Source organism: Psychroflexus sp. MBR-150, assembly GCF_053628795.1.
Map to the genome: position 1 here is coordinate 1 of NZ_JBRJHB010000004.1, position 23183 is coordinate 23183.

Below are 23183 nucleotides of genomic sequence, written 5' to 3' on the forward strand. Positions count from 1 at the left end.
TGTGAATTTTCTTCTTGATTTTTTCATATTTTTCATTGTTTAAAGTTAATAAATTTTCAACTTAAACAATGGTCCGAATTTGTCGAGGTATTATACACTGAGAGATTCTTCACTCCGCAAGCTCCGTTCAGAATGACAAAGGGAATGTCATTCCGACGGCAGGAGGAATCTTTTCTCACGTATTGGTTTTCGTTTCAACAAAAGATTCTTCACTTCGCAGGCTCCGTTCAGAATGACAAGGGGGGTTTGGTTCACTGAAAGATTCCTCTACCAAGGCTTCGGTATCGGAATGACAGGGGTTGTCTATGAGGGAATTATGGATTATTCAATATTTTGTTTGTTTTTTTGTTGAGGCTGTGTTGTTATTTTGTTATGGGTTTAATACACTATCCATACTTTAGCTATACCTTAGCTATACTTTAGCTATGGAGTAGCTATACTGGAATTGAAAATATAGAATTATCAATAAATGTCTTAAATTTTTGCGGAATTATAAATTGGTGTTTTTTTAATTTGTTTGGATTATGACTTATCATATAAAATGCTATGGTGAGAAAAATGGCAAAGTCAAGGGTGTTGAAGAGCATTTTTAATTGATTGTTAATTTGAATTTAGGTTGAGATAATGTGCACCTTTGTGTTGATTGACTTTGTAACTTTTAGTAATAGATTGCTTAAGACTCGGTAAAGATTTTAAAAATTTAGTATTAGCTTGAGCATAACTAAACTTTCCTTTGAGTTTAAATTTCAAAATCTGCCTCTTTAGCCTTTTGATTTCACTATCAAAAACGTTGATTTCATGGGTTAAAACATTAGCATACTTAATTTTAAAGCTTCTTGTTTTTTTATTAAAAAACGCATCAGAATATGGTTTGATATTATCTTTTTTTCGGTCTTCGCGATCGTGTATCATAAAGACTTGAGGTAAAACACCTATCTTAAAATCATGAAAACGCACCCGTTGACAAAAGTTGTCATCTTCACCATAATGAAAAAATAAAGGGTCAAAACCACCTACTCTCATTAAACATTCCTTTCTGATTAACCAACCTGCTGCATTTACAAAAGGTACTTCATATACAGGTTTTAATTCATTACCTAATACGTGGTCTGAATAGAAATCAGGATTCATGTCATAACGAACGTAGTTAGAAAAATTACGATCTAGCTTAGTTAGAGATGCATTGGTATGTATGGGACTTAAAATACCATATTCTGGATTGTTTTGTTGAAAAAGTAATAATTTGTCTATACAATCATCAACTAAATAAGCATCTTGATTGAGCAAAAATACTTGGTCTGCACCTTGGTTTAGTGCATAACTTATACCTTTATTATTGGCTTGACCAAAGCCCAAATTAGTGTCTTCTTTGAACAATTTGATTTGAGGATATTTTTCTTCAATTACTGAAGTTGTATCATCTTTAGAGTTATTATCAACAACAATAACTTTAAATTTATCAAAATCAATACTTCCAAGACATTTTTTAAGCCATGGTGATGCGTTGTAACTAACGATGATGATGTAGGTTAAATTCAATTTTATTTAATAATATTAGATTTAGATATATAATATAATTATTTCGATTATTTAAAACTTATTATAAATGTTTGCTATTATTTTGAAATTTTTATTACCTATAAGTTTTTTTATGGTTTTTATTTTAGTATTTCTTTTTGCTATTTTTTTATTTTTTATAACTAAATCAGCAAATTCAAAATATTTCAAAATATTTTTTTGCACATTAAGTTCCCTTTCTGCAAATTCTCTAAAATATAATGAGTCACCAGAATTATATTTTAAAACCTCTTTTATAAAGTCAGCTTTGTTATAGCTGTTTTTAAAATACCTACCTGAGCAATTGTTTTTTAAACTAAATCCCAAAAACCCCTTTATATAACCATCTCCATAAGATGGGAAATATCTTCTATTATCATATATAACAACGGGTCTGCCACAAGCCATTGCTTCATATGCACTTCTACCTAATCCTACTACTAAATCAACTTTATTAATTTCTTTTTCTATATCCCATATTGGATCTTTATATTTATATGCTTGATTAAATTTTATATTCATTTCTTTACAAGCAGATTCAACAAACGAATTTGCTTCATCACTGTGACACAAGCTTAAAACTGATTTTAACTCTTTATTTATATTAGATTTTATATTAAATCTTTTAAGGTTTATGGAATTATGTATTAATACACTAGGATACCCCAACATGGCTAAATGATCTTGAACTTCCTGAGATATTGATACATATGCATTTGCTTTAGGGTTAGGTTGTTCAAGTCTAGGAAATATACCGTGACATGTTTGTATTGTAAAACCCTTTTTATAAATCTTTTCTACTGTCGTATTGTGATTTGAAAAAATAATATCATATTTATTTTTATTCATAAAAGAAACCCCTAGCATATTCTCCATTTTGTTACTTACATAACCTTTTTTAAATGTAAAATAATCTACTTTGTGCCCCAACCTAACTAATTCATCTGTCAGTGTAAAAATAAATGTTTCAGAACCACCTATAGTATCTAATTGATTATTTGTGACAAGTATATTCATATTACATCCAGGTTTGATTTAAAAAAAATTTACTTGGAACTTTTTCTATTAATTTTCCAACATTAAAATAATCACCACTAAGTATTTCAAAAATTATAATGTTCTCATAAAATTCTATAGCTTCACTTTTATCGAGAATTGCTATATTTACTTTATATTTCCCTGGTGCTAACGAATTATTTTTGACAATACAATTTATCATATCGCTTTTATCTAAAGTATTTTTTGAATAATCAGTCGATAGATTTGTGATTTTTTCATCACTATCATCATATAATCCAAGATCAATTCTATATTGACCTAAAGGTTTTGATAGTTCTATTAAAAAATTTAGTTCTTCACCAATAACAAAACTTTTATTTTTTTCCCTATTATAAAGTTTAGCTTTTTTTAGTATTTTACTTTCTAAATTATTTACAAATACATGATTCAATTCATCATCATTCTTTGACAAATAATAATCCACACTTTCCTCAGCAGTTCCTTCAAACACAGATGTTCCGTTTTCTAATACAATCCCTCGCGTACACAAACTCTTAACTGCTGCCATATTATGGCTAACAAACAAGACGGTTCGGCCGCCGGTACCAGAGATGTCTTTCATTTTGCCCACGGCTTTTTTCTGAAATTCGGCATCGCCAACGGCCAGGACTTCGTCCACTACCAAAATATCGGGCTCGAGATGCGCGGCTACGGCAAAAGCGAGACGTACACGCATACCAGAAGAATAGCGTTTTACGGGCGTGTCCACATACATGGCACAACCTGAAAAATCTATGATTTCTTCTTCTTTGGCTTTTATTTCGGCTTTGGTCATGCCGAGTATAGCCCCGTTGAGGTAGATGTTTTCTCGTCCTGTGAGTTCGGGGTGAAAGCCTGTCCCTACTTCAAGCAAAGAGGCAATACGGCCTTTGGTTTTTATGCTGCCTGTTGTGGGCAATGTAACCCGAGATAATATTTTTAAGAGCGTAGATTTGCCAGCTCCATTTTTGCCAATAATGCCAAGTACTTCGCCTTCTTCAACTTCAAAATTGATATCGCGTAAAGCCCAAACATAGTCGGATTCGGCTTTTTTGCTGCGGTCGTTTTCGGCCCCAATTTTTAAATAGGGGTCGTCTTTACCTCGTACTTTATGCCACCAACGGTTCAGGTCATGGCTCAAAGTGCCCGTCCCTACCAATCCGAGACGGTATTGTTTTGAGATGTTTTTGGCGGTTAATATGGTGCTCATTGTTTTTTATTTAGTTTAATCCAAAAGCCTCTCCCTAAGCCTGAAGCCTGAAGCTTCTCCATAGCCCTAAAGCCTCTCCCTAGCCCTCTCCAAAGGAGAGGGGAAAGAGCCTCTCCCTAGCCCTCTCCAAAAGAGAGGGGACTGGATTTTGGTTTTGGTTTTGGTTTATTGTTTATTGTCATATCTTATTGTTCACTGCTCACTGCTGACTGTTCACTGTTTACTTGTTTTATATGTCTTATTTATTATTTACTATTTACTAAAAACTATTCTCTACAAACTACCTACTATCAACTACCAACTACACCGTATCGATAAAGCTTTTTTCTGTTCTATTAAATATCACTAATCCAATTAAAAATACTAAGATAGAAAATCCCAGAGCATATAAAAAACTGAACCAAGAAAATATTCCAGTGTCAAGTGTCATATATCTAAAGCCTTCAATGATTTGTGCTAAGGGGTTGTATTTAAACGCCCAGTAATATTCGGGCAAATCGTCTCGTACTTTGCTCATCGGAAACGGCACTGCTGAAAGATACATCAAGAGTTGCACGGCAAAGGTCAAGAGTTGAGTGAGGTCTCTGTATTTTGTGGTTAATGAAGAAACAATCATACCGAGACCGAGACCAGAAAAAGCCATCATCATGACATATATGGGAAACAAAATCAGGTTTTGATTAGGGCTAACGGAAATACCAGAACTGACATAATAGATGTAAAACCCAATAAAAATGGAAAGTTGAATACCAAATTTAACAAGGTTGGATATGGTGATAGACATCGGCATAATCACTCTAGGAAAATATACTTTGCCAAAGATGTTAGCGTTTTTGGTAAATGTAGAAGATGAGCCGGTTAAGCATTCTCTGAAATAGCCCCAAGCGGTAATACCAGCGAGGTTAAACAAAAAGTTAGGTACAGTGCCAGTGCTGACATTGGCCACATTGTTAAAAATCAAAGTAAAAATGACCGAGGTAAACAAAGGTTGAATCAAAAACCAAAGTGGACCGAGAATGGTTTGTTTATAAACGGTAACGATGTCCCGTTTTACAAAAAGAAAGAGCAAATCTTTGTAGCGCCAGATTTCTTTAAAATTAAAATCGAGGAGTTTTTTTTCGGCTTTAATTTCGTAAAGCCAATCGGCATTTTCTAAGGAAGCGTTTGGTTTGTTCATTTTGCTATGGTGATATTTCTATTGGTTTCTCGTTATGGCCTCTCCCTAACCCTCTCCAAAGGAGAGGGAACGGGTTTTTGTTGATTGATTATTGTTCATTTTTATATTTCGCGTTTATAATTTCTAATTACTGCTCACTACTCACTACTCACTGTTCATTGCTCACTGCTCACTGTTCACTGCCAACTGCTGACTGTTCACTCATTTTATATGTCTTATTTACTATTTACTATTTACTATTTACTAAAAACTATCCTCTACAAACTAACTACTATCAACTACCTACTACCTACTACCCACTAACTAAACCAATTTTTTAATTTATGTTTGATACGTCTTTTTAAGCTCTTGTTGCGTTTTTCTTTGTTTAGATAGCTTCTACCATAAGTGCCATATCCATATCCAAAGCCATATCCGTAGCCATAGTTGTAATAGCCGTATTTACTTTTTACCTTAAAGTAGTTGAGAACGACATTAACATTTTTGAGTTTACCTTTTTTGGTATTTTCTTTAAGTAAGCTGAGCATGCCTTTTTTGGTATAGTTTTGCCTGACCACATAGATGGTTGTGTCTGCATATTTAACCAGGTTGATAGCATCAGAAACCAGACCTATGGGTGGCGAATCAAGGATGATGAAGTCGTATTCGCTTTTGAGTCGGTTCATCAATTCATCCATGCGGTTATCAATGATCAGCTCAGAAGGGTTTGGAGGAATAGTTCCTGAGGTCAAAATATCTAAGTAGTCATAGTTAGATTTTTGGATAATGTCTTTGTATTCTAATTGATTTGAGATATAGTTTGAAACGCCTTTTTCTCTATCAACGTCAAAATCTTTATGAATTTTGGGTTTTCTTAAATCTAGTCCAACTAAAATGGTTTTCTTTTCACTAAGAGCCATGATAGAGGCGAGATTTAAGCCCGTAAAGGTTTTGCCTTCGCCACTAATACTAGAGGTGATTAAAATGGTTTTTGCTCCTTTGATGTCTTTGTTTTTAAATACAAACTGAAGGCTGGTTCTGATGTCTCTAAAGCTTTCAGAAATCACAGAATTGGGTTGGGCAAAAACTGCTTTATTGGTTTCGAGTTTAGATTTGCCTATCACACCAATAAAAGGGGTTTTAACAAGTTTGGTGATATCGGAAGGAGTGTTGATTTTGTTGTCGAGCAAGACCAAAACAAAAATAACTGCCAAAGGGACACCAGCTCCAAAAAAGATAGCCATGACATAGTTGAGTTGGTTGTTAGGACCGATTTTGTGACCACCAACGTCTTTGGCTTCGTCAATGATATGGATATCACTAACATTAGAAGCTTTGATCAACTTGGCTTCATTAAGTTTAGACAAAAACAGGTTGTAGCTTTGTTGAGTAAGGTCGTATCGTCTTTCTATTTTTAAGAGGCCTTGTTGTTCTTTAGGAAGTACACTTACTTCTTTTTCGGCTTGTTTTAGTTGTTGTTCTATGTCTTTAATTTGCTGAGACATATTGTCTTTAAACGAGTCTATAGTTTCAAACAGTATTTTTTTTGTGGCGTCAATTTGACGGTCAATATCTTTAAATTTGGGCAAATTGCTCTTGGCAGCATATTGAAATTTACTGCGTTGTAGCGACAATTCAACCATTTTTTGAACGCCTTCAACGATGCTTTCTTCATTGATACCAACGACGCTTGGAGCAGGTGGATTTTCGTAGGTAGAGCGATTTTGTAGATAAGATTTCAGCCTGTCAAGGTAGTTGATTTGTTCCTCCATGGCTTCTTTTTCCATGTCAAGGCTGATCAGTTTATCTTTAAGTCTTTCGGTTTTGGCGTCAAGGTCAATAATTTTGTTGTCTAACTTGTAGGCATTGAGTTCTTTTTCAAAGACATCAAGTTCAGAAGCTTTTTCGCTTAGTGTGCTGTCGATGAAGCTAATGGTTTTGGTGGCAAATAGGTTTTTTTGAGCTAATAAGTCATCGCTTAAAATTTTTGATGTGGTGTTGAGATATTTTACAAGTTTATCTTTGTTGTTTCCTGTCAGGCTGAGATTTATTATTGAGCCGCCGTTTTCACTGGATTCAACAACAATGTCTCTGTAGTTTTTTACAACTGAATTAAAGTCTAAAAATTGTATATAGTACACTTTTGACTCAGTATTATCACCATCAATACGGGTTAATTTTCCTGTAAAAAATTTGCTCGCAATAGGTTTGTCGATATCAAAGGTATCAATGTATTGTCCGGGTTGATATTTTTCTTGTTTAGAGCTTTCTTTTGCGTAATTATAGTAAGATAGATATTGGGGTTCTTCTTCAATGTCAAAAGAAATCACAAATTGCTTATCGTCAAGCAATTGGACTTTCATGAGTTTTCCCTTGAGTTGAAATGCGTCTTGCTGGACATCAATTTGAAATGGTGTTCGTCCGTAAGCATCTACTTTTTGGTATTTGCCTTGTTCGAGGTATTGCAAATAATATTGGAGGTGTCTAACTACCTTTTCATTGTGAGTTCGGGTTTGGAGGGTCATAACTGTTGAACTCATTTTGCCGGATTGTCCGCCCCAGTTAAAGGTTAAACTGGTATTAGAGTTGGCAAACAAAGAGTTCTGCTCGTCTTTTAGAGCTATGATTGAACTCATTTTATAGATAGGGAGTTTTCGTACACTGATATAATAGGCTATACCAAGACCAATAGCGATACTAAAGACAAACCAATACCACTTGGCAAGCATTTTAAACAAAAAAGCCTTGAAGTCAAAATATGAATTAGCGTTGGAGAAATCGAGTTCTTGCATTAGAGTCTTAGAGCTATAACGGTTAATGAAATGGCAAGAGAAATCAACGATGACAAGGTACCAAAAGCGTTTGTGCCTAAACCGAGAGATTTTTGTGGCAGAGGATTAACCACGATCAAATCGTTAGGTTTGACATAATAGTAAGGAGAATTAATGGCATCGATATTTGTAAGGTCGATGGTGTGGCGTTTGACCCCAGTTGGGTATTGCCTAAAGACAATAACATTTTGTCTGTCGCCAGTTAGGGTGATATCGCCAGAGTTGGCTATGGCTTCCATAATGGTTAATTTCTCTTTGTAAATCACTTTACTACCTGTACTGCCAAACTCACCAATGGTGGTATATGGAATGCCAGGAAGTTTTACGGTTACAAAAACGTTAGAGGTGTCTTTAAAGTATTCGTCAAGGAGTCTTTTCTCTAATTTTTTTTCAATTTCTTCTAAGGTAAGACCAATGACTTTTAGCTTACCTAGAACGGGGACTTCTATTTCGCCTTGTCTGTCAACGGTGAACCCGTCAAAATAAACGCGTTCTTCAGTGGTTGCATTAAGTTGAGATTGCCCAATGGGGTTAAAAGCATTGACCAACTCTGGATCAAGGGCTTTAACTCTAATACTCAACATATCACCGATTTGGATTCGGTAGGGCTTTTGTGTCATCCTAAGTTGAGCAATGCTGTCTATTTGATAGGCTTGTTCGTCTTGTTTTTTTTGCAAATAGGTCAACTTTTTTTTGCTCACACAAGATTGAAGCACTAAAAAACCTAATACAAAACACAAGAATCTAAAGATTGGCATAGATTTTTTTTTAAGCCAACAAATATAAACTTTAGGTTTGAATATGAAAAATAAATAAACTTTAAACTCAATAAGACCTGAGGTGTATTGATTATAAAAAGCCACAGTATGGCTCACATTATAGCTATGAGGAGAGAAAAAATTAATATTAGAGTAACAAAAGCCATAGAGTTGTTAACAATAATACTTCGTAAACGTAATATTAGCTTGACTTAGTTTAGAGCAATACATCGTTAATTTGTTGTAAACCTAAAAATTTGAAGCAAAAACGTCCTCTTGAGATAGCTGTTATATCAGATGTTCATCTCGGCACTTTTGGTTGTCATGCCAAGGAGCTGATGGAATATTTGAACAGTATTGAGCCTAAAACATTGATACTTAATGGCGACATTATAGATATATGGCAATTTAGAAAAAATTACTTTCCAAAGTCTCATCTAAAAGTGATACAAAAGATAATAAGTCTATCTGCAACAGGTACTGAAGTGATTTATTTGACTGGTAATCATGATGAAATGTTGAGAAAATTCAGCGATACAAAAATCGGTAATCTATCAATTGTTGATAAAAAAATCATGACTCTTGATGGCAAAAAAGCTTGGTTTTTTCACGGTGATGTATTTGACTCGTCTATCCAAAAAGCCAAATGGCTTGCCAAACTCGGTGGTTGGGGCTATGATTTGTTGATTTTATTGAATAGGTTTATAAACTTTTGGCTAATTAAATTTAAAAAAGAAAAATATTCATTGTCAAAAAAAATCAAAAATAGCGTCAAAAAAGCTGTTAAATATGTCTCTGATTTTGAAAATGTAGCTTCTGATTTAGCTATAGACAACAATTATAGATATGTGATTTGTGGACATATTCATCAGCCACAAATCATCAGAAAAGTCAACAAAAACGGTACTTGCTTGTATTTGAATTCTGGAGATTGGGTAGAAAATCTTACCGCACTTGAATATAATGACAAAAAGTGGAAACTTGTTAAATATGATGAACTCAAATTTGACACAGATAGCATTGATAAAGTTGATAAAGTTGATCAAGAGAAACCTAATGATTTGTTGACTGCCATGACAATAATTTCAAAACTCAAAAACAAATAGCGTTTATATCAAATCAATTTTAGAAAGATTTGTTTTTTTTGACTACATCTTTTTTCACGTATTGGGGTTCGGTTCACTGAGAGATTCTTCACTTCGCAGGCTCCGTTCAGAATGACAAGTGGGGTTGGCAGGCTTCGTTCAGAATGACAAGGGAATGTCATTCCGACGATCGGTTGTCATTCCGACGGTAGGAGGAATCTTTTTCACGTATTGGGGTTCGGTTCACTGAGAGATTCTTCACTCCGCGAGCTCCGTTCAGAATGACAAGATTGGTTTTCATTTCACTGAGAGATTCTTCACTTCGCGAGCTCCGTTCAGAATGACAAGATTGGTTTTCATTTCACTGAGAGATTCTTCACTCCGCAGGCTCCGTTCAGAATGACAGGGGGTCGGCAGGCTCCGCTCAGAATGACAAGGGAATGTCATTCCGATACCGAAGCTTCGGTAGAGGAATCTTTTGCTTTGATAATATTTAATTTTTTAATAATTTTAAGCCATGCTAAAGACCTTAGGAACTCATAATTATTATGTTTACATCTTAACTAATAAGAATAAGTCTGTATTATACACTGGAGTAACTAATAATCTTAATGAAAGACTACATTTTCACAAAAATCCTCCCGCAACATCAAAAGCTTTTACGACTAAATACCGTTGCTATTATTTGATATATTATGAGCATTTTACTTCTATAGATGATGCTATCATTAGGGAAAAACAGATAAAAGGATATAGAAGAGAGAAAAAAGAAAAATTGATTAATGATTTTAACCCCGAATGGAAGTTTTTAAATAATGAGATTTGAATGTAGTATTAGGGATTCTTCACTCCGCAGGCTCCGTTCAGAATGACAAGGGAATGTCATTCCGACGATCGGTTGTCATTCCGACGGTAGGAGGAATCTTTTTTCACGTATTGAGGTTCATTTCACGAAAAGATTCTTCACTCCGCAGGCTCCGTTCAGAATGACAAGATTGGTTTTCATTTCACTGAGAGATTCTTCACTCCGCAGGCTCCGTTCAGAATGACAAGGGAATGTCATTCCGACGATCGGTTGTCATTCCGACGGCAGGAGGAATCTTTCTCACGTATTGGGGTTCGGTTCACTGAAAGATTCTTCACTCCGCAAGCTCCGTTCAGAATGACAAGGGGTTTGTCATTCCGACGGCAGGTTGTCATTCCGACGGTAGGAGGAATCTTTTTTCACGTATTGGGGTTCGGTTCACTGAAAGATTCCTCTACCGAGGCTTCGGTATCAGAATGACAAGGGAATGTCATTCCGACGGTAGGTTGTCATTCCGACGGTAGGAGGAATCTTTTTCACGTATTGGGGTTCGGTTCGCGGAGAGATTCCTCTACCGAGACTTCGGTATCAGAATGACAAGGGAATGTCATTCCGACGATCGGTTGTCATTCCGACGGCAGGAGGAATCTTTTTCACGTATTGGGGTTCGGTTCACTGAGAGATTCTTCACTTCGCAGGCTCCGTTCAGAATGACAAGATTGGTTTTCATTTCACTGAGAGATTCTTCACTTCGCGGGCTCCGTTCAGAATGACAAGATTGGTTTTCATTTCACGAAAAGATTCTTCACTCCGCAGGCTCCGTTCAGAATGACAGGGGAATGTCATTCCGACGATCGGTTGTCATTCCGACGGTAGGAGGAATCTTTTTCACGTATTGGGGTTCGGTTCGCGGAAAGATTCCTCGTCACTGCGTTTGCCTCGGAATGACAAGGGAGGTTTGGTTCATTGGGAGATTCCTCGTCACTGCGTTTGCCTCGGAATGACAGGGAGAATGAGGAGAAATCTCATCTGAGATGTCTCGTCGCTCATGCTTCGCTCTTTCGACATGACAAGTGATTACATATCTGTATTTTATTGGAAATTGAATTGAACTCACGTTGTTATAAATAGAATGGCTCCAATCTAACTATTTAAAACCGTTGAAACGGTTAGGATTGTGCATTTTTCATAGCCCGCGGTTTAAACCGTGGGCTATGAAAAGCTTAACAAAACAAAACAAGCAAATATCTTAAAAAACATCAGTTTAAATTTGATATAAATTTAAGAAAAAAAATAACAAGTCAACACAACTTTACCTACTTCAATTAAGATTTGTAGTATTTTATCAATCTGTGAGTCGATGCATCATGGGTGTCAATTTCATTGCCTTTGAAATCTTTAAGCACTTTTTGGGCTAATTGTTTTCCGAGCTCAACGCCCCATTGGTCGTAGCTAAAAATATTCCAAATCACACCTTGCACAAATATTTTATGTTCGTACATAGCGATAAGCATACCGAGGCTTTTGGGCGTGAGTTGATCAAATACAATCGTATTGGTGGGTCTGTTGCCCTCAAAGATTTTAAAGGGTGTTAGTTTTTTAATTTGTTCAGCATTTAAGCCTTGAGATTGAAGTTCTTGTATCACAACATCTTCATTTTTGCCATTCATCAGAGCTTCGGTTTGAGCAAAAAAATTGGCCATCAAAATGTCGTGATGATTTTGATAGTGGTTTAAGGGCTTTTTAAAACCGATAAAATCAGCAGGAATCAATTTGGTTCCTTGGTGCATCAATTGAAAAAATGCGTGCTGAGAATTGGTGCCAGGTTCACCCCAAACAATGGTTCCTGTTTGATAATCAACTGGTTTTCCGTTTCTGTCAACGCCTTTGCCATTGCTTTCCATACTGGCTTGTTGCAGATAAGGTGCTAATTTTTGTAGATATTGTGTGTATGGAATAATGGCTTCGCTTTCAGCATCATAAAAATTATTGTACCAAATACCCAATAAAGCAGACACCACGGGAATATTTTTTTCAAAATGTTCGTTTTGAAAATGTTTGTCCATTTGTTGAGCCCCTTGCAATAGTTCTTCAAAAGCTTTGAACCCAACAGCACAAGCTATTGAAAGTCCTGCAGCACTCCACAGCGAAAATCGACCTCCAACCCAATCCCACATCGGGAAGATGTTTTTAGACGAAACGCCAAATCGGTTAGCTTTTTCTACATTGGCAGAAACTGCTACAAAATGGTGTTGAATTTGGTCTTGGCAGGTGTATTTTAGAAACCAGCTTCTCAGCGTATTGGCATTGGTCAAGGTTTCTTGTGTGGTGAAGGATTTTGAAACCACAATGCAAAGTGTGGTTTCTGGATTTAGATTTTTAATTGTTTCAGCAACATGGTCGCCGTCAACGTTTGAAATAAAATGTATATTTAGTTTTTTGTGATAATGTGTTAAAGCTTCAACAACCATTTGCGGACCAAGGTCTGAACCACCAATGCCAATATTAACCACATCGGTAATAGCTTTGCCTGAATAGCCTTTCCATTCTCCTGTTTCTACTTTTTGGACAAAATTAGATATTTGAGTTTTGGTGTTTTCAACTAATTCATTTATTGATACTTCATTAATTTTTACATCATCTTTAGATCTTAGAGCGGTATGCAAAACTGGTCTGTTTTCGGTTTGATTGATAACTTCGCCAGAAAACTGAGCTTTGATAGCCGTCTTTAAATCCGTTTCATGAGCAAGATCGATTAAAGCATCAAAGGCGTTTTTTGACAATCTATTTTTAGAAAAATCAAATAACAAGTCTTCAAATTGAATGCAAAAATCATCCGTTCTGTGTTTATCGTCCTCAAAGTGTTGAAGAATACTTTGATGCTTTTCTGCTTTAAAAATCTTTGAAAGTTTCTGCCAAGCTTTGGTTTGGGTAGGTTTTGTATGAGGTAAAGGCATTTTCAGGTTTTAAACTTTTTTATAATGTGGAATGACATTTTTTTGATAATGATTGATCAAACCATCTATTGGTCTTCTGATAATGTTGCCAATATTCAAGTGGTAACGCTTAGCGACATCTCTGATGATGTCTTCAGAAAAGAAAGCAATAGAGCCAATAAAATGAATAGGCACATTTTGTGCGTTCTTATAACACATCACACGACGTTCAATAAATTTTTCCATTCCTTCATAAATTAATTTATAGAAATAGCCATTGCGTTCTTCAGATGTAAAAATAAATTCAGCAAAAGAAGCTAAATAAGTATTGGGATTTTCTTTTTTATAAACATTTCGTTTTATGGTATCTGCATCTAAATCGTATCGACTTGCAAACTCACGGCTCATATCATCGCCCATAAATTTATAGTAATAATCTCTGATCAAGCGTTTGCCAAAATAGTTACCACTTGCTTCGTCCATCAAAACATAGCCGAGAGACTCAACTTCCATATATATTTTTTTGCCGTCAAAGAAACACGAATTTGAGCCTGTACCGAGAATACAAACTATACCTGGCTCATTGGTAGCTGCATAAGCGGCTGCCACCATATCTTCTTCCACGTTAATTTCGGCATGGGGTATAAATTCTTGTAAAATATCTTTTAGAGTTTGACGTGGCGTTGGCGTGCCACATCCAGCACCGTAAAAATCTATACGTGTAATATCATTTTTAATTTTGGCTAAATCTTCATTTTCTTCTAAGCGTTCTTTTAAAACATCGGGTTTAAAAACAGCTGGATTTAGACCTTTGGTTCTGGTTTTTAAAACCTGTTGACCTTCATCGTCAAGCAAAAGCCAATCACATTTGGTTGAACCACCATCAGCAATAATTATCATAATCGTAATTGTTATATCAAAAAGGCTTGTGAATGCTCACAAGCCTTTTTGATTAGTTTTATTTATTAAACTTTTGCAACATGAGTTGCTAGGTCAATCATTTTACTTGAAAAACCCCATTCGTTGTCATACCAAGAAATCAACTTAAAGAAGTTGTCATTCAAAGCGATTCCAGCGTTAGCATCAAAATTTGAAGTTGCTCCTTCAGAAACAAAATCTTGAGAGACGACTTCATCATCAGTGTAAGACAAAATACCTTTTAGTTCGCCTTCAGAAGCGGCTTTAACGACAGCTTTTACTTCTTCGTAAGTTGCTGATTTTTCAGTTCTTACGGTTAGATCTACCACAGAAACATCAGCGGTTGGAACTCTAAATGCCATACCTGTTAGTTTTCCTTTTAGTGAAGGAATAACTTTGGTTACAGCAACAGCAGCTCCAGTGCTTGTAGGAATAATATTGTTGATAGCACTACGACCTAAGCGATAATTTTTGCGTGAAGGCGAATCTACTGTAAATTGAGTAGAAGTAGCAGCGTGAACCGTAGTCATCAAGCCTTCTACAATTCCGAAATTATCATCGATAACCTTGGCAATTGGTGCTAAACAGTTGGTTGTGCAAGATGCATTAGAAACCACTTTGTCTTCGGGTTTCACATCTTTGTGATTGACACCCATCACAAACATAGGTGTGTCTTTGGTAGGTGCAGAAATGACTACTTTTTTGGCACCAGCTTGTAAGTGAGCTGAAGCTGAAGCGAGGTCTTTAAAAATACCTGTGCAATCACAAACCACATCAACCCCAACTTGATCCCATTTAAGGTCTGCTGGATTTTTTTCTGCGGTTACTCTAATGGTTTTTCCATCAACAACGAGATTGCCATCTTTGACTTCAACAGATTTGTTGTATTTTCCGTGAACAGAGTCGTATTTTAAAAGATATGCCAAATGATCAACATCAAGCAAATCATTGATGGCTACAACTTCTACGTCTTGTCTTTCTTGAGTGATTCTGAAAGCAATTCTTCCAATTCTTCCAAAACCATTAATTCCAATTTTTGTTTTCATTATTTTTTATTTTAAATTAAATTTCAATTAAATTAAGTCGATACGATATCAGCAACTCTGATAAGATCTAAGTCTAAAGTTTTTTTAACATTTATAGCGGTTTCAAAAGGTATAAACACGATGTTTTTATTTTGAATACCAACCATAATGTTGCTTTGTCCTTGCAATAAAGCATCAACTGCACCAACACCGAGACGGCTGGCAAGCACTCTATCATAGCAGCTTGGGGAACCGCCGCGTTGAATATGACCTAAAACAGTAACCTTTATCTCGTAATCTGGTAAGTTTTTTTCGATATCTGAAGCCAGTTTAGTTATGTTTTTACCAATTTGATCGCCTTCAGCTACAACTACTATGCTTGAGGTTTTTCCCGAAATTCTACTTTTATGTAGAGATTCAATCAATCTTTCAATGCCAAGGTCTTGTTCTGGTATCAAAATTTCTTCAGCACCAGCTCCTATTCCACTATTTAGAGCAATATCACCAGCATCTCTTCCCATCACTTCAACCAAAAACAAGCGGTCGTGAGAGCTTGCGGTATCTCTGATTTTATCAATAGCTTCTACCACGGTGTTAAGTGCAGTATCGTAACCAATGGTATAATCAGTGCCATTGATGTCGTTGTCAATGGTGCCAGGAATACCGATGACAGGCATATCAAATTCTTTGCTAAAGATATCTGCACCAGTAAAAGAGCCATCGCCACCAATGACCACCAAAGCGTCAATTTTTCTTGTTTTTAAATTATCAAAAGCTTTTTGGCGACCTTCTTTGGTTCTGAAGTCTTTTGATCGTGCAGATTTCAGAAACGTGCCACCTCGATTGATGGTGTTTTTTACACTACGTGGACCGAGTTTTACAAATTCGTTTTCTATGAGTCCTTGATAACCTCTATATATGCCGTAACAATTCAGCTTGTTATAAGCCGCATTTCTGACAACGGCTCTAATGGCAGCATTCATACCAGGCGAATCGCCACCTGAAGTCAAAACTGCAATTGTTTTTAAAGTATGTTTCATGATTTCAAAAATATCAGTTTTTTTAGTTATATGCTAATATTTCTACAGTCTAAAACGTTTTCGGTTGATAACTCTTATTACAAGGCTTAATTCTTTTAAGTTTACTCTGTTAAAATCCAAAATTGCCAAGGTTTAAAATCATAAGACTTGTCAGATTTGAGTTCAACTGTTTTACCGTTGATGAGAGATGAAAATTTTCCATTATAATCAATTGTAAAGCTTTGTTCTTCATCAGAAAAATTTGAAATATAAATCACTTTATCATCGCCTTTTGTTCTTTCAAAAGCTATGATGTTTTTATCCTTTGAAGTTGATAAGCGTTTATAAGACGCGGCTTTTTTTGCACCATTTAAGGCTTTATTAGTGTTTTTTAGCTCTCCTAATTTTGCTAATAAAGCCCAATTATGTCCTTTGGTTTTTGGAATTTCATCTTTTTCAAAAAATTTCAACCTGTGATTCAAATCATATTCTAAGCCACTATATATCAACGGCATACCTGGTATAGCATAGGTAAAAGCTATCATAGCATCAGCGGCATCCCCCATTCGTTCTTCAACGGTTCCACTCCACGAATTTTCGTCGTGATTGGTTACAAAGTTCATCAGATAATCGTCTTTTTGGTAGGTGGTATCAATCTTAGTCATATACGCATCCCAATCTTTGACGTTCATTTTGCCTTGAGCTATTTCATTCATAATATGATGACCTTCCCAGTTGTAGCCCATATCAAACGATTTGTAGAATAAATCTTTGTCTTCGCTTTCGGCCAACATAAAAATGGGTTTAATCTCTTTGAGTTTGGGCACAGCATAATCCCAAAAGGCTGTCGGCACATTGCCTGCGACATCACATCTAAAGCCATCGATATTGTAATTTTTAATCCAAAACGCCATTTCATCTTTCATAGCATCCCACAGGTCTTTGTTGTCGTAATTTAAATCTGCAACATCTGTCCAACCCCAAGGTTCGCCAGTTTCAGGGTTTAATGGATCGGTGATTTCACCTTTTTTGTTTTTTGTGTAATATTCTGGATGTTCGGTTATCCAATGGTGGTCAAAACCAGTATGATTAGCTACCCAATCTAAAATGACATACATATCATTGTCGTGAGCGGTTTTGACTAATTTTTCAAAATCATTTAGTGTTCCAAATTTAGGGTTTGTTGCGGTGTAATCGGCAATAGCATAATAGCTTCCAAGATATTTCTTTTTTTCTTCTGGGTCTTTAATATCTTCGATAGACAAATCAGGTGTGGCTTTTCTTCTCTTCATTGAAATGGGATAAACGGGCATCAACCAAATGACTTTAACCCCAAGTTCTTTGAGCTGCGGAATGTCTTTGGTGAAAGCCTCAAAACTTCCGTCTTTAGAATACTGACGTATATTGGCTTCATAAATCACCGAAGTTTCGAGAACATCATTTGAAATGGGTTTATGGCTTGTTGTTTTTGTTTGAGGATCATCATCGGCTTTCTGTTTTGTTTGTTTTTTGCAAGAAAAAACAATAAAACAAAGTAGTAAAGGATAAATCAAGTATTTCATATTTGTTGAGTTTTAAAAGTTTATATTGAGTTTGTTTATAATTATAGCAATTAGTTAAGCATAAATTTCAAAGGAATATGTAAACGTTCACGCCTAGAATTTTCGTCGTTGGCATCGCTTTCAAATTTTAAGTTTTTGAAGTTATTGTCGTCAAAATTGTGTTTGGCAAATAGTTGATTGAGCTTTTCTTCATATTGTGGATATAGCTCATCAAGGGTTTTGGTGCCAAAATAAAATTTATGTGTGTTGGGTTCATTAATTGGTTTGCGTTCAGATTGATTGTTTTTACAAGCCATAAAACCAATACTTATTAATAAGGCTGTAAAAGTTTTAATTAAATAATTATTATCTAAATTTTTCATATTTAATGTTTTACCGCAAGGAACGCAAGGTTTTCGCAAGGGTCGCAAGGTTTTTTTAATCAGTAGTCTGAGGTTTTGCTGTTTCGTAATACTTTCAAAAGTTTTTTTGGGGTCTTGTCTATTATCCCAAAAAGCAGTTATGATTATATCTTCATCTGTTACTTTATAATAAATACTGAAATTACCTAATGATGCAACTCTTACATTTTTAAAATCTGTAGCTTTATAAATCAGTGGATTCTCGGTAATTTGTTTAGTTCTATTCGAAACTATTTTTATTAATTTTTTTGAGTAAATAGAAGATTTATTCCTTTTTACCCAATATTCTAAAATTCCAACAAATTGAATATCCGCAGTTTTTGTCCAAATCACATAGCGTCTAACCACTCTAAATTTCTTTTATTCATAGATTCTTGGGAAATTAGTTTTCCGTTTTTGATATCTTGCTCACTCATTTCTAACATTATTCGTTGTTCATCTGTTAGCTCAACAATTTCGGATTCTGATGAACTTGATGTAATTAGCTTGTCAAGAGCTATCAAAAAATCTTTGTTTTTTATGGACAATATTTTATCTATCAATCCATTACGAACATTATCTACTGTAGCCATTTTATTTTAAATTTAATTTAAATATATGAAAAAAAAATTGTTTGTGTGGTTTTATACATTTTCATTTTTTATTAATCGCAAGGGGTTTTAACCGCAAGGGTCGCTAAGTTTTTTTTAATATCACATCTTATATTTAATTTTGATTAGAAAACAAATTCACACCAGGCTTGACGGTCAATTTATCTGACAGTTCAAGGTTGTTTTTGCCGAATATTTCAGTCCATTTTTGCTCTTTTAAATTCAACTCTTGAAAGCGTTTTAAATTGATTTCAATAGGTTCTTCATTTTTACTGATTATTAATAAAACTGATTCGTCTCCATATTGTCTATACAAAGTGTAAATGTTATCAAATGGTGCAAAGTGTTTGGTTTTGCCTTGGTGAATAGCTTTAGAAGTTTTTCTAAAATTCAATAAAGTTTTTAGGAATGACTTAAAATCTTGTTGTTCATCTGTCAAGCCTTTGTTTTGAAACGCATCAACTTCATCGTTAGCCCAACCGCCAGGAAAATCAGTTCTGATTAGACCGTGGTCACCAGGTTTGGCTGTGTTTTGCATCAAAATTTCTGTCCCATAATAGATCTGTGGCGTTCGTGGCATGGTTAAAATTAAAGCTAAAGCCATTTTAGTTTTTGTGATATCTTCATTCAGTTGAGTAAATATCCTGTCCATATCGTGATTGTCAGGAAAAATCAACATATCACTTGGCCGTGGATAATAGAAATCATTAGCCAGACCTTCATAGATTTGATCCAAACCACTACCCCAAGTTTCTTTTTGGTTAAGTGCTTTTACGATGGTTTGTTGCATCGGAAAATCCATCGAAGATTTTAAATGAGACTGATATCCATCAGGCGTGTTTTGACCAGATTGCCAATAACCTACAATCAAAGGGTTGGTACTCCACTCTTCTCCTACGATATTAAAATTGGGATATTCTGTCATAATCGCTTTAGCCCATTTGCTCATAAAATATTTATCTGGATACGGATAAGTATCTTGGCGAATACCACCGAGATGAAGCGTTTCAATCCACCAAATACTATTTTGAATTATATATTGTGCTAAAAACGGGTTTTCTTGATTTAGATCTGGCATTGATGGCACAAACCAACCTTCAGTCATTTTTTGGCTGTCATAATCGGTGGCATATAAATCTTGGTTTGTCGTGCGTCGGTGATTTGATGTCGGGATTTTTTTGCCGTTTTCATAGGCATCTTGTGCGTTTATCCAATCGTTAAAAGGCAAATCTTTCATCCACCAATGCAGGCTTCCGCAGTGATTAGCAACCATATCCATAATGATTTTGATACCGCGTTGATTTGCTTTTTGACTGAGTGTTTTGTAATCTTCTAAACTACCAAAACGCGGATCCACTTGATAAAAATCGGTAATGGCATAGCCGTGATAAGAAGCCCTTGGCATATCGTTGGTCAACAAAGGCGAAGACCAAATGGCCGTAAAACCCATAGTGTCGATATAATCTAAATGTTCAATAATACCTTGAATATCACCACCATGGCGAGCGTAATCATCATTACGATTAACCCCTGTTTCTTTTAAGTATTCAAAACTATCATTATCGGGATTGGCATTGGCAAAACGGTCGGGTGTGATCAAATAAATGACATCAGAGCTATCAAAACCTTTGTAATCTTCAGCTGAACGTTCTCTTGATTTTAATTCGTAATCATAAGTAAACTTGCCGTCTTTGGTTTTAAATTTCAGCTTAAGCTGTCCTGCTTTGGCATTTTTTTCGATTTTTAAATCCAAAAACAAATAATTAGGACTATCCGCTTGATGGATGTTTTCAATGCTAAGGCCTGGATATTTTAAGTCAACTTCAGCTTTACCAATATTATCACCTTGCACCAACAATTGAAGATTTTGATGTTCAAAACCAACCCACCAATGCGGTGGCTCTATTCTTTCAATTTGAGCAGACATCGTGTTGACAATTAAAAAGAATAATACATAAAACAAATTTATTTTTTTCATCAAGCATTTACAGTTTGACCATTTTTCAAAATAACAGGTTCTTCGTTCACTACAATTTCTAATTCATCTTGACCTTCAAGGGTGAAATCGGTAACATCTTTTGAGACTTTCACAGCAACGATATTGTCCCTAAAATTGACTTTAAAAGTGTAAGAATCCCATTCATTAGGAATTTTTGGAGCAAAATTGAGCATATCATTTTTAACACGCATACCGCCAAAACCCTCTACTATACTCATCCAAGTACCAGCCATACTTGTAATGTGGCAACCTTCTTTAACCTCTTTGTTATAGTCGTCTAAATCGAGACGTGAGGTCCTGAGATAAAATTGGTAAGCCTGTTGCATACGGTTGAGCAATGCCGCTTGAATACTATGCACACAAGGCGAAAGTGAAGACTCGTGAACTGTATAAGGTTCATAAAAATCAAAGTGGCGTTGTAGCTCTTCATTCGTAAAATGGTCTTCAAAGAAATAAAACCCTTGAAGTGTGTCGGCTTGCTTAATGTAAGGCGAACGCAAAATTCTGTCCCAAGACCAGTGTTGGTTAATTGGTCTTAGTTTTTGGTCTAAGTCTTTGACTGTGATGAGTTCTTTATCTAAAAACCCATCTTGTTGCAAATACACCTTATGTTCTTCAGAATATGGTAAATACATTTCATCGGCAAGTGTTTGAAACGCATTGATTTCATCTTCTTTAAAGTTTGTTTTCTCTACAATTCTATTGTAATCTTCAGTATAATCTTTTTTAAGAATATTGAGGTTTTCAACCGCATAATTTAAACACCACTTAGCGATATAATTGGTATAAAAATTATTGCTAACGTTGTTTTCATACTCATTTGGTCCTGTTACACCAAGGATGACGTATTTATCTTTTTGTTTAGAAAACGTGGCACGTTGTTTCCAAAATCTGGCAATGGCCAACAAAACTTCCATACCCATTTCAGGCACGTAAGAATAGTCGCCTGTGTATCGAACATAGTTAAAAATAGCAAAGGCAATTGCCCCATTTCTGTGGATTTCTTCAAAAGTAATTTCCCACTCGTTGTGGCATTCTTCGCCGTTCATCGTTACCATTGGGTAAAGTGCAGCTCCATTTGTAAATCCGAGTTTTTCTGCATTTTCAATGGCTTTTTGAAGGTGTTTGTAGCGATAGACCAAAAGATTTCGAGCCACTTTTTGATCTTTGGTAGCCATATAAAATGGTAAACAATAAGCTTCGGTATCCCAATAGGTGCTACCGCCATATTTCTCACCTGTAAAACCTTTTGGCCCAATATTCAGCCTAGCATCTCTACCGAGATAAGTTTGGTTGAGTTGAAAAATATTAAAACGAATCCCTTGCTGTGCTTTGGTATCGCCTTCAATAATGATATCACTCATATGCCAAATGGCTTCCCAAGCTTGTTTTTGTTCGTTGAGCAAAGCATCAAAACCTTTTTCTGTAACGACATCCAAAACGCCTGAAGCGGCTTCGACTAAGTCGTTTTTGTCGTGATTTAAAGACGTGACATAACCAGCAAATTTATGAATGGTATAAGTTTGTCCTTTTTGTACATCTTCTTCGTAAGCTATAAAAGCTTTATGGGCTTTTTGGTGAGGTTCTGGATTGTTTTTTAAAGCTTTTCCATCAATAAAAACCGAAGACTGCATAAAGGTACAAACGTGAAATTCTGTTTTCATCGTATGTGAATTTACAAAAGCCTTATGGTCATTAATTTTGACCTCTGTGATTTCCCAAAACTTATCATCCCAATTAGAATCTTGGTTTTTAATTCCCGCATCCACATAAGGCGAATAAGTGATATTTGCAGAAGAGTTTAAAGGTGTAATTTGAAATTGTATCGCTCCCACTTCGTCGTGACTTAAACTTAAAAACCGTAAAGCTTCAACTTTTATTTTGATGCCATTTTGCATTTCAGCTTCAAAAGTTCGCTTGTGCCAACCTTCTTTCATATTGAGTTCGCGTTTAAAATTGTCAACACTTTTGCAAGTATTCAAATCAAACACATCACCATTAATATGGATGTGAATACCAATCCAATTTGGAGCGTTAAGCACTTTAGCAAAATATTCAGGATAGCCATTTTTCCACCAACCTACGCGGGTTTTGTCTGGATAATAAATACCTGCAATATAACTGCCTTGAAAGGTTTGGCCAGAGTAATCTTCTTCAAAATTGGCCCGTTGCCCCATAGCACCGTTTCCTAAGCTAAATAAACTTTCAGAAGATTCAACGCGTTGTGGTTCAAAGCCTTCTTCAATAATAGACCACTCATTTGGTGTGATATAATCTTGATTCATATTGTCAT

At 35.5% G+C, this 23183-nt stretch carries 17 protein-coding genes; 2 read left to right on the top strand and 15 right to left on the bottom strand.

Features of this window, described 5'->3' with window-relative positions:
* Positions 1 to 600: 600 nt before the first annotated feature.
* From ACSSV5_RS03260 to ACSSV5_RS03285, 6 genes are all read right to left on the bottom strand, one after another.
* Positions 601 to 1539: a glycosyltransferase family 2 protein gene (locus ACSSV5_RS03260; RefSeq protein ID WP_454244759.1), complete on the bottom strand. Its 939-nt coding sequence runs from the start codon at positions 1537 to 1539 to the stop codon at positions 601 to 603.
* A 51-nt stretch (positions 1540 to 1590) separates the two neighbouring features.
* A complete protein-coding gene (locus ACSSV5_RS03265; RefSeq protein ID WP_454244760.1) occupies positions 1591 to 2574 on the bottom strand; it encodes a UDP-glycosyltransferase in 984 nt (327 codons plus the stop codon).
* A 1-nt stretch (position 2575) separates the two neighbouring features.
* Positions 2576 to 3805: an ABC transporter ATP-binding protein gene (locus tag ACSSV5_RS03270; protein WP_454244761.1), complete on the bottom strand. Its 1230-nt coding sequence runs from the start codon at positions 3803 to 3805 to the stop codon at positions 2576 to 2578.
* 301 nt (positions 3806 to 4106) lie between these two features.
* Positions 4107 to 4982, bottom strand: coding sequence for an ABC transporter permease (locus tag ACSSV5_RS03275; RefSeq protein ID WP_454244762.1), 876 nt, complete (start codon positions 4980 to 4982; stop codon positions 4107 to 4109).
* A gap of 299 nt (positions 4983 to 5281) precedes the next feature.
* A complete protein-coding gene (locus tag ACSSV5_RS03280; protein ID WP_454244763.1) occupies positions 5282 to 7753 on the bottom strand; it encodes a polysaccharide biosynthesis tyrosine autokinase in 2472 nt (823 codons plus the stop codon).
* A complete protein-coding gene (locus ACSSV5_RS03285; RefSeq protein ID WP_211066259.1) occupies positions 7753 to 8550 on the bottom strand; it encodes a polysaccharide biosynthesis/export family protein in 798 nt (265 codons plus the stop codon). Before ACSSV5_RS03285 ends, ACSSV5_RS03280 begins: the two co-directional genes overlap by 1 nt.
* Before the next feature lie 257 nt (positions 8551 to 8807).
* Here ACSSV5_RS03285 and ACSSV5_RS03290 point away from each other — a divergent pair, with 257 nt between their 5' ends.
* Together ACSSV5_RS03290 and ACSSV5_RS03295 are read left to right on the top strand one after the other, a co-directional pair.
* Entirely contained in the window at positions 8808 to 9656 is an 849-nt protein-coding gene (locus ACSSV5_RS03290; protein ID WP_454244764.1) for a UDP-2,3-diacylglucosamine diphosphatase, read from the top strand.
* A gap of 496 nt (positions 9657 to 10152) precedes the next feature.
* A complete protein-coding gene (locus ACSSV5_RS03295; protein WP_211066257.1) occupies positions 10153 to 10461 on the top strand; it encodes a GIY-YIG nuclease family protein in 309 nt (102 codons plus the stop codon).
* Between the two features lie 1304 nt (positions 10462 to 11765).
* Here ACSSV5_RS03295 and pgi read toward each other — a convergent pair.
* The 9 genes from pgi to ACSSV5_RS03340 form a co-directional block, all read right to left on the bottom strand.
* On the bottom strand, positions 11766 to 13397 hold the full coding sequence (gene pgi / locus ACSSV5_RS03300; protein ID WP_454244765.1) for a glucose-6-phosphate isomerase: 1632 nt from the start codon (positions 13395 to 13397) through the stop codon (positions 11766 to 11768).
* A 9-nt stretch (positions 13398 to 13406) separates the two neighbouring features.
* Complete coding sequence (locus tag ACSSV5_RS03305) at positions 13407 to 14276, bottom strand: BadF/BadG/BcrA/BcrD ATPase family protein (protein WP_454244766.1); 870 nt, start codon at positions 14274 to 14276, stop codon at positions 13407 to 13409.
* Positions 14277 to 14341: 65 nt separating this feature from the next.
* Positions 14342 to 15340, bottom strand: coding sequence for a type I glyceraldehyde-3-phosphate dehydrogenase (gap, locus tag ACSSV5_RS03310; RefSeq protein ID WP_454244767.1), 999 nt, complete (start codon positions 15338 to 15340; stop codon positions 14342 to 14344).
* A gap of 32 nt (positions 15341 to 15372) precedes the next feature.
* Positions 15373 to 16359: a 6-phosphofructokinase gene (gene pfkA, locus ACSSV5_RS03315; protein ID WP_454244768.1), complete on the bottom strand. Its 987-nt coding sequence runs from the start codon at positions 16357 to 16359 to the stop codon at positions 15373 to 15375.
* A gap of 101 nt (positions 16360 to 16460) precedes the next feature.
* Positions 16461 to 17900, bottom strand: a complete 1440-nt coding sequence (locus ACSSV5_RS03320) for an alpha-amylase family glycosyl hydrolase (RefSeq protein WP_454244769.1) — start codon at positions 17898 to 17900, stop codon at positions 16461 to 16463.
* A 50-nt stretch (positions 17901 to 17950) separates the two neighbouring features.
* The gene (locus tag ACSSV5_RS03325; RefSeq protein ID WP_454244770.1) at positions 17951 to 18649 is read right to left on the bottom strand and encodes a type II toxin-antitoxin system RelE/ParE family toxin; all 699 of its coding nucleotides are present in this window, start codon (positions 18647 to 18649) and stop codon (positions 17951 to 17953) included.
* The gene (locus ACSSV5_RS03330) at positions 18631 to 18873 is read right to left on the bottom strand and encodes a hypothetical protein (RefSeq protein WP_454244771.1); all 243 of its coding nucleotides are present in this window, start codon (positions 18871 to 18873) and stop codon (positions 18631 to 18633) included. Before ACSSV5_RS03330 ends, ACSSV5_RS03325 begins: the two co-directional genes overlap by 19 nt.
* Positions 18874 to 19006: 133 nt before the next feature.
* A complete protein-coding gene (locus tag ACSSV5_RS03335) occupies positions 19007 to 20869 on the bottom strand; it encodes a glycoside hydrolase family 13 protein (protein WP_454244772.1) in 1863 nt (620 codons plus the stop codon).
* Positions 20869 to 23175, bottom strand: a complete 2307-nt coding sequence (locus ACSSV5_RS03340; RefSeq protein WP_454244773.1) for a glycoside hydrolase family 65 protein — start codon at positions 23173 to 23175, stop codon at positions 20869 to 20871. The genes ACSSV5_RS03335 and ACSSV5_RS03340 overlap by 1 nt, the downstream gene beginning before the upstream one ends.
* Between the last annotated feature and the right edge of the window lie 8 nt (positions 23176 to 23183).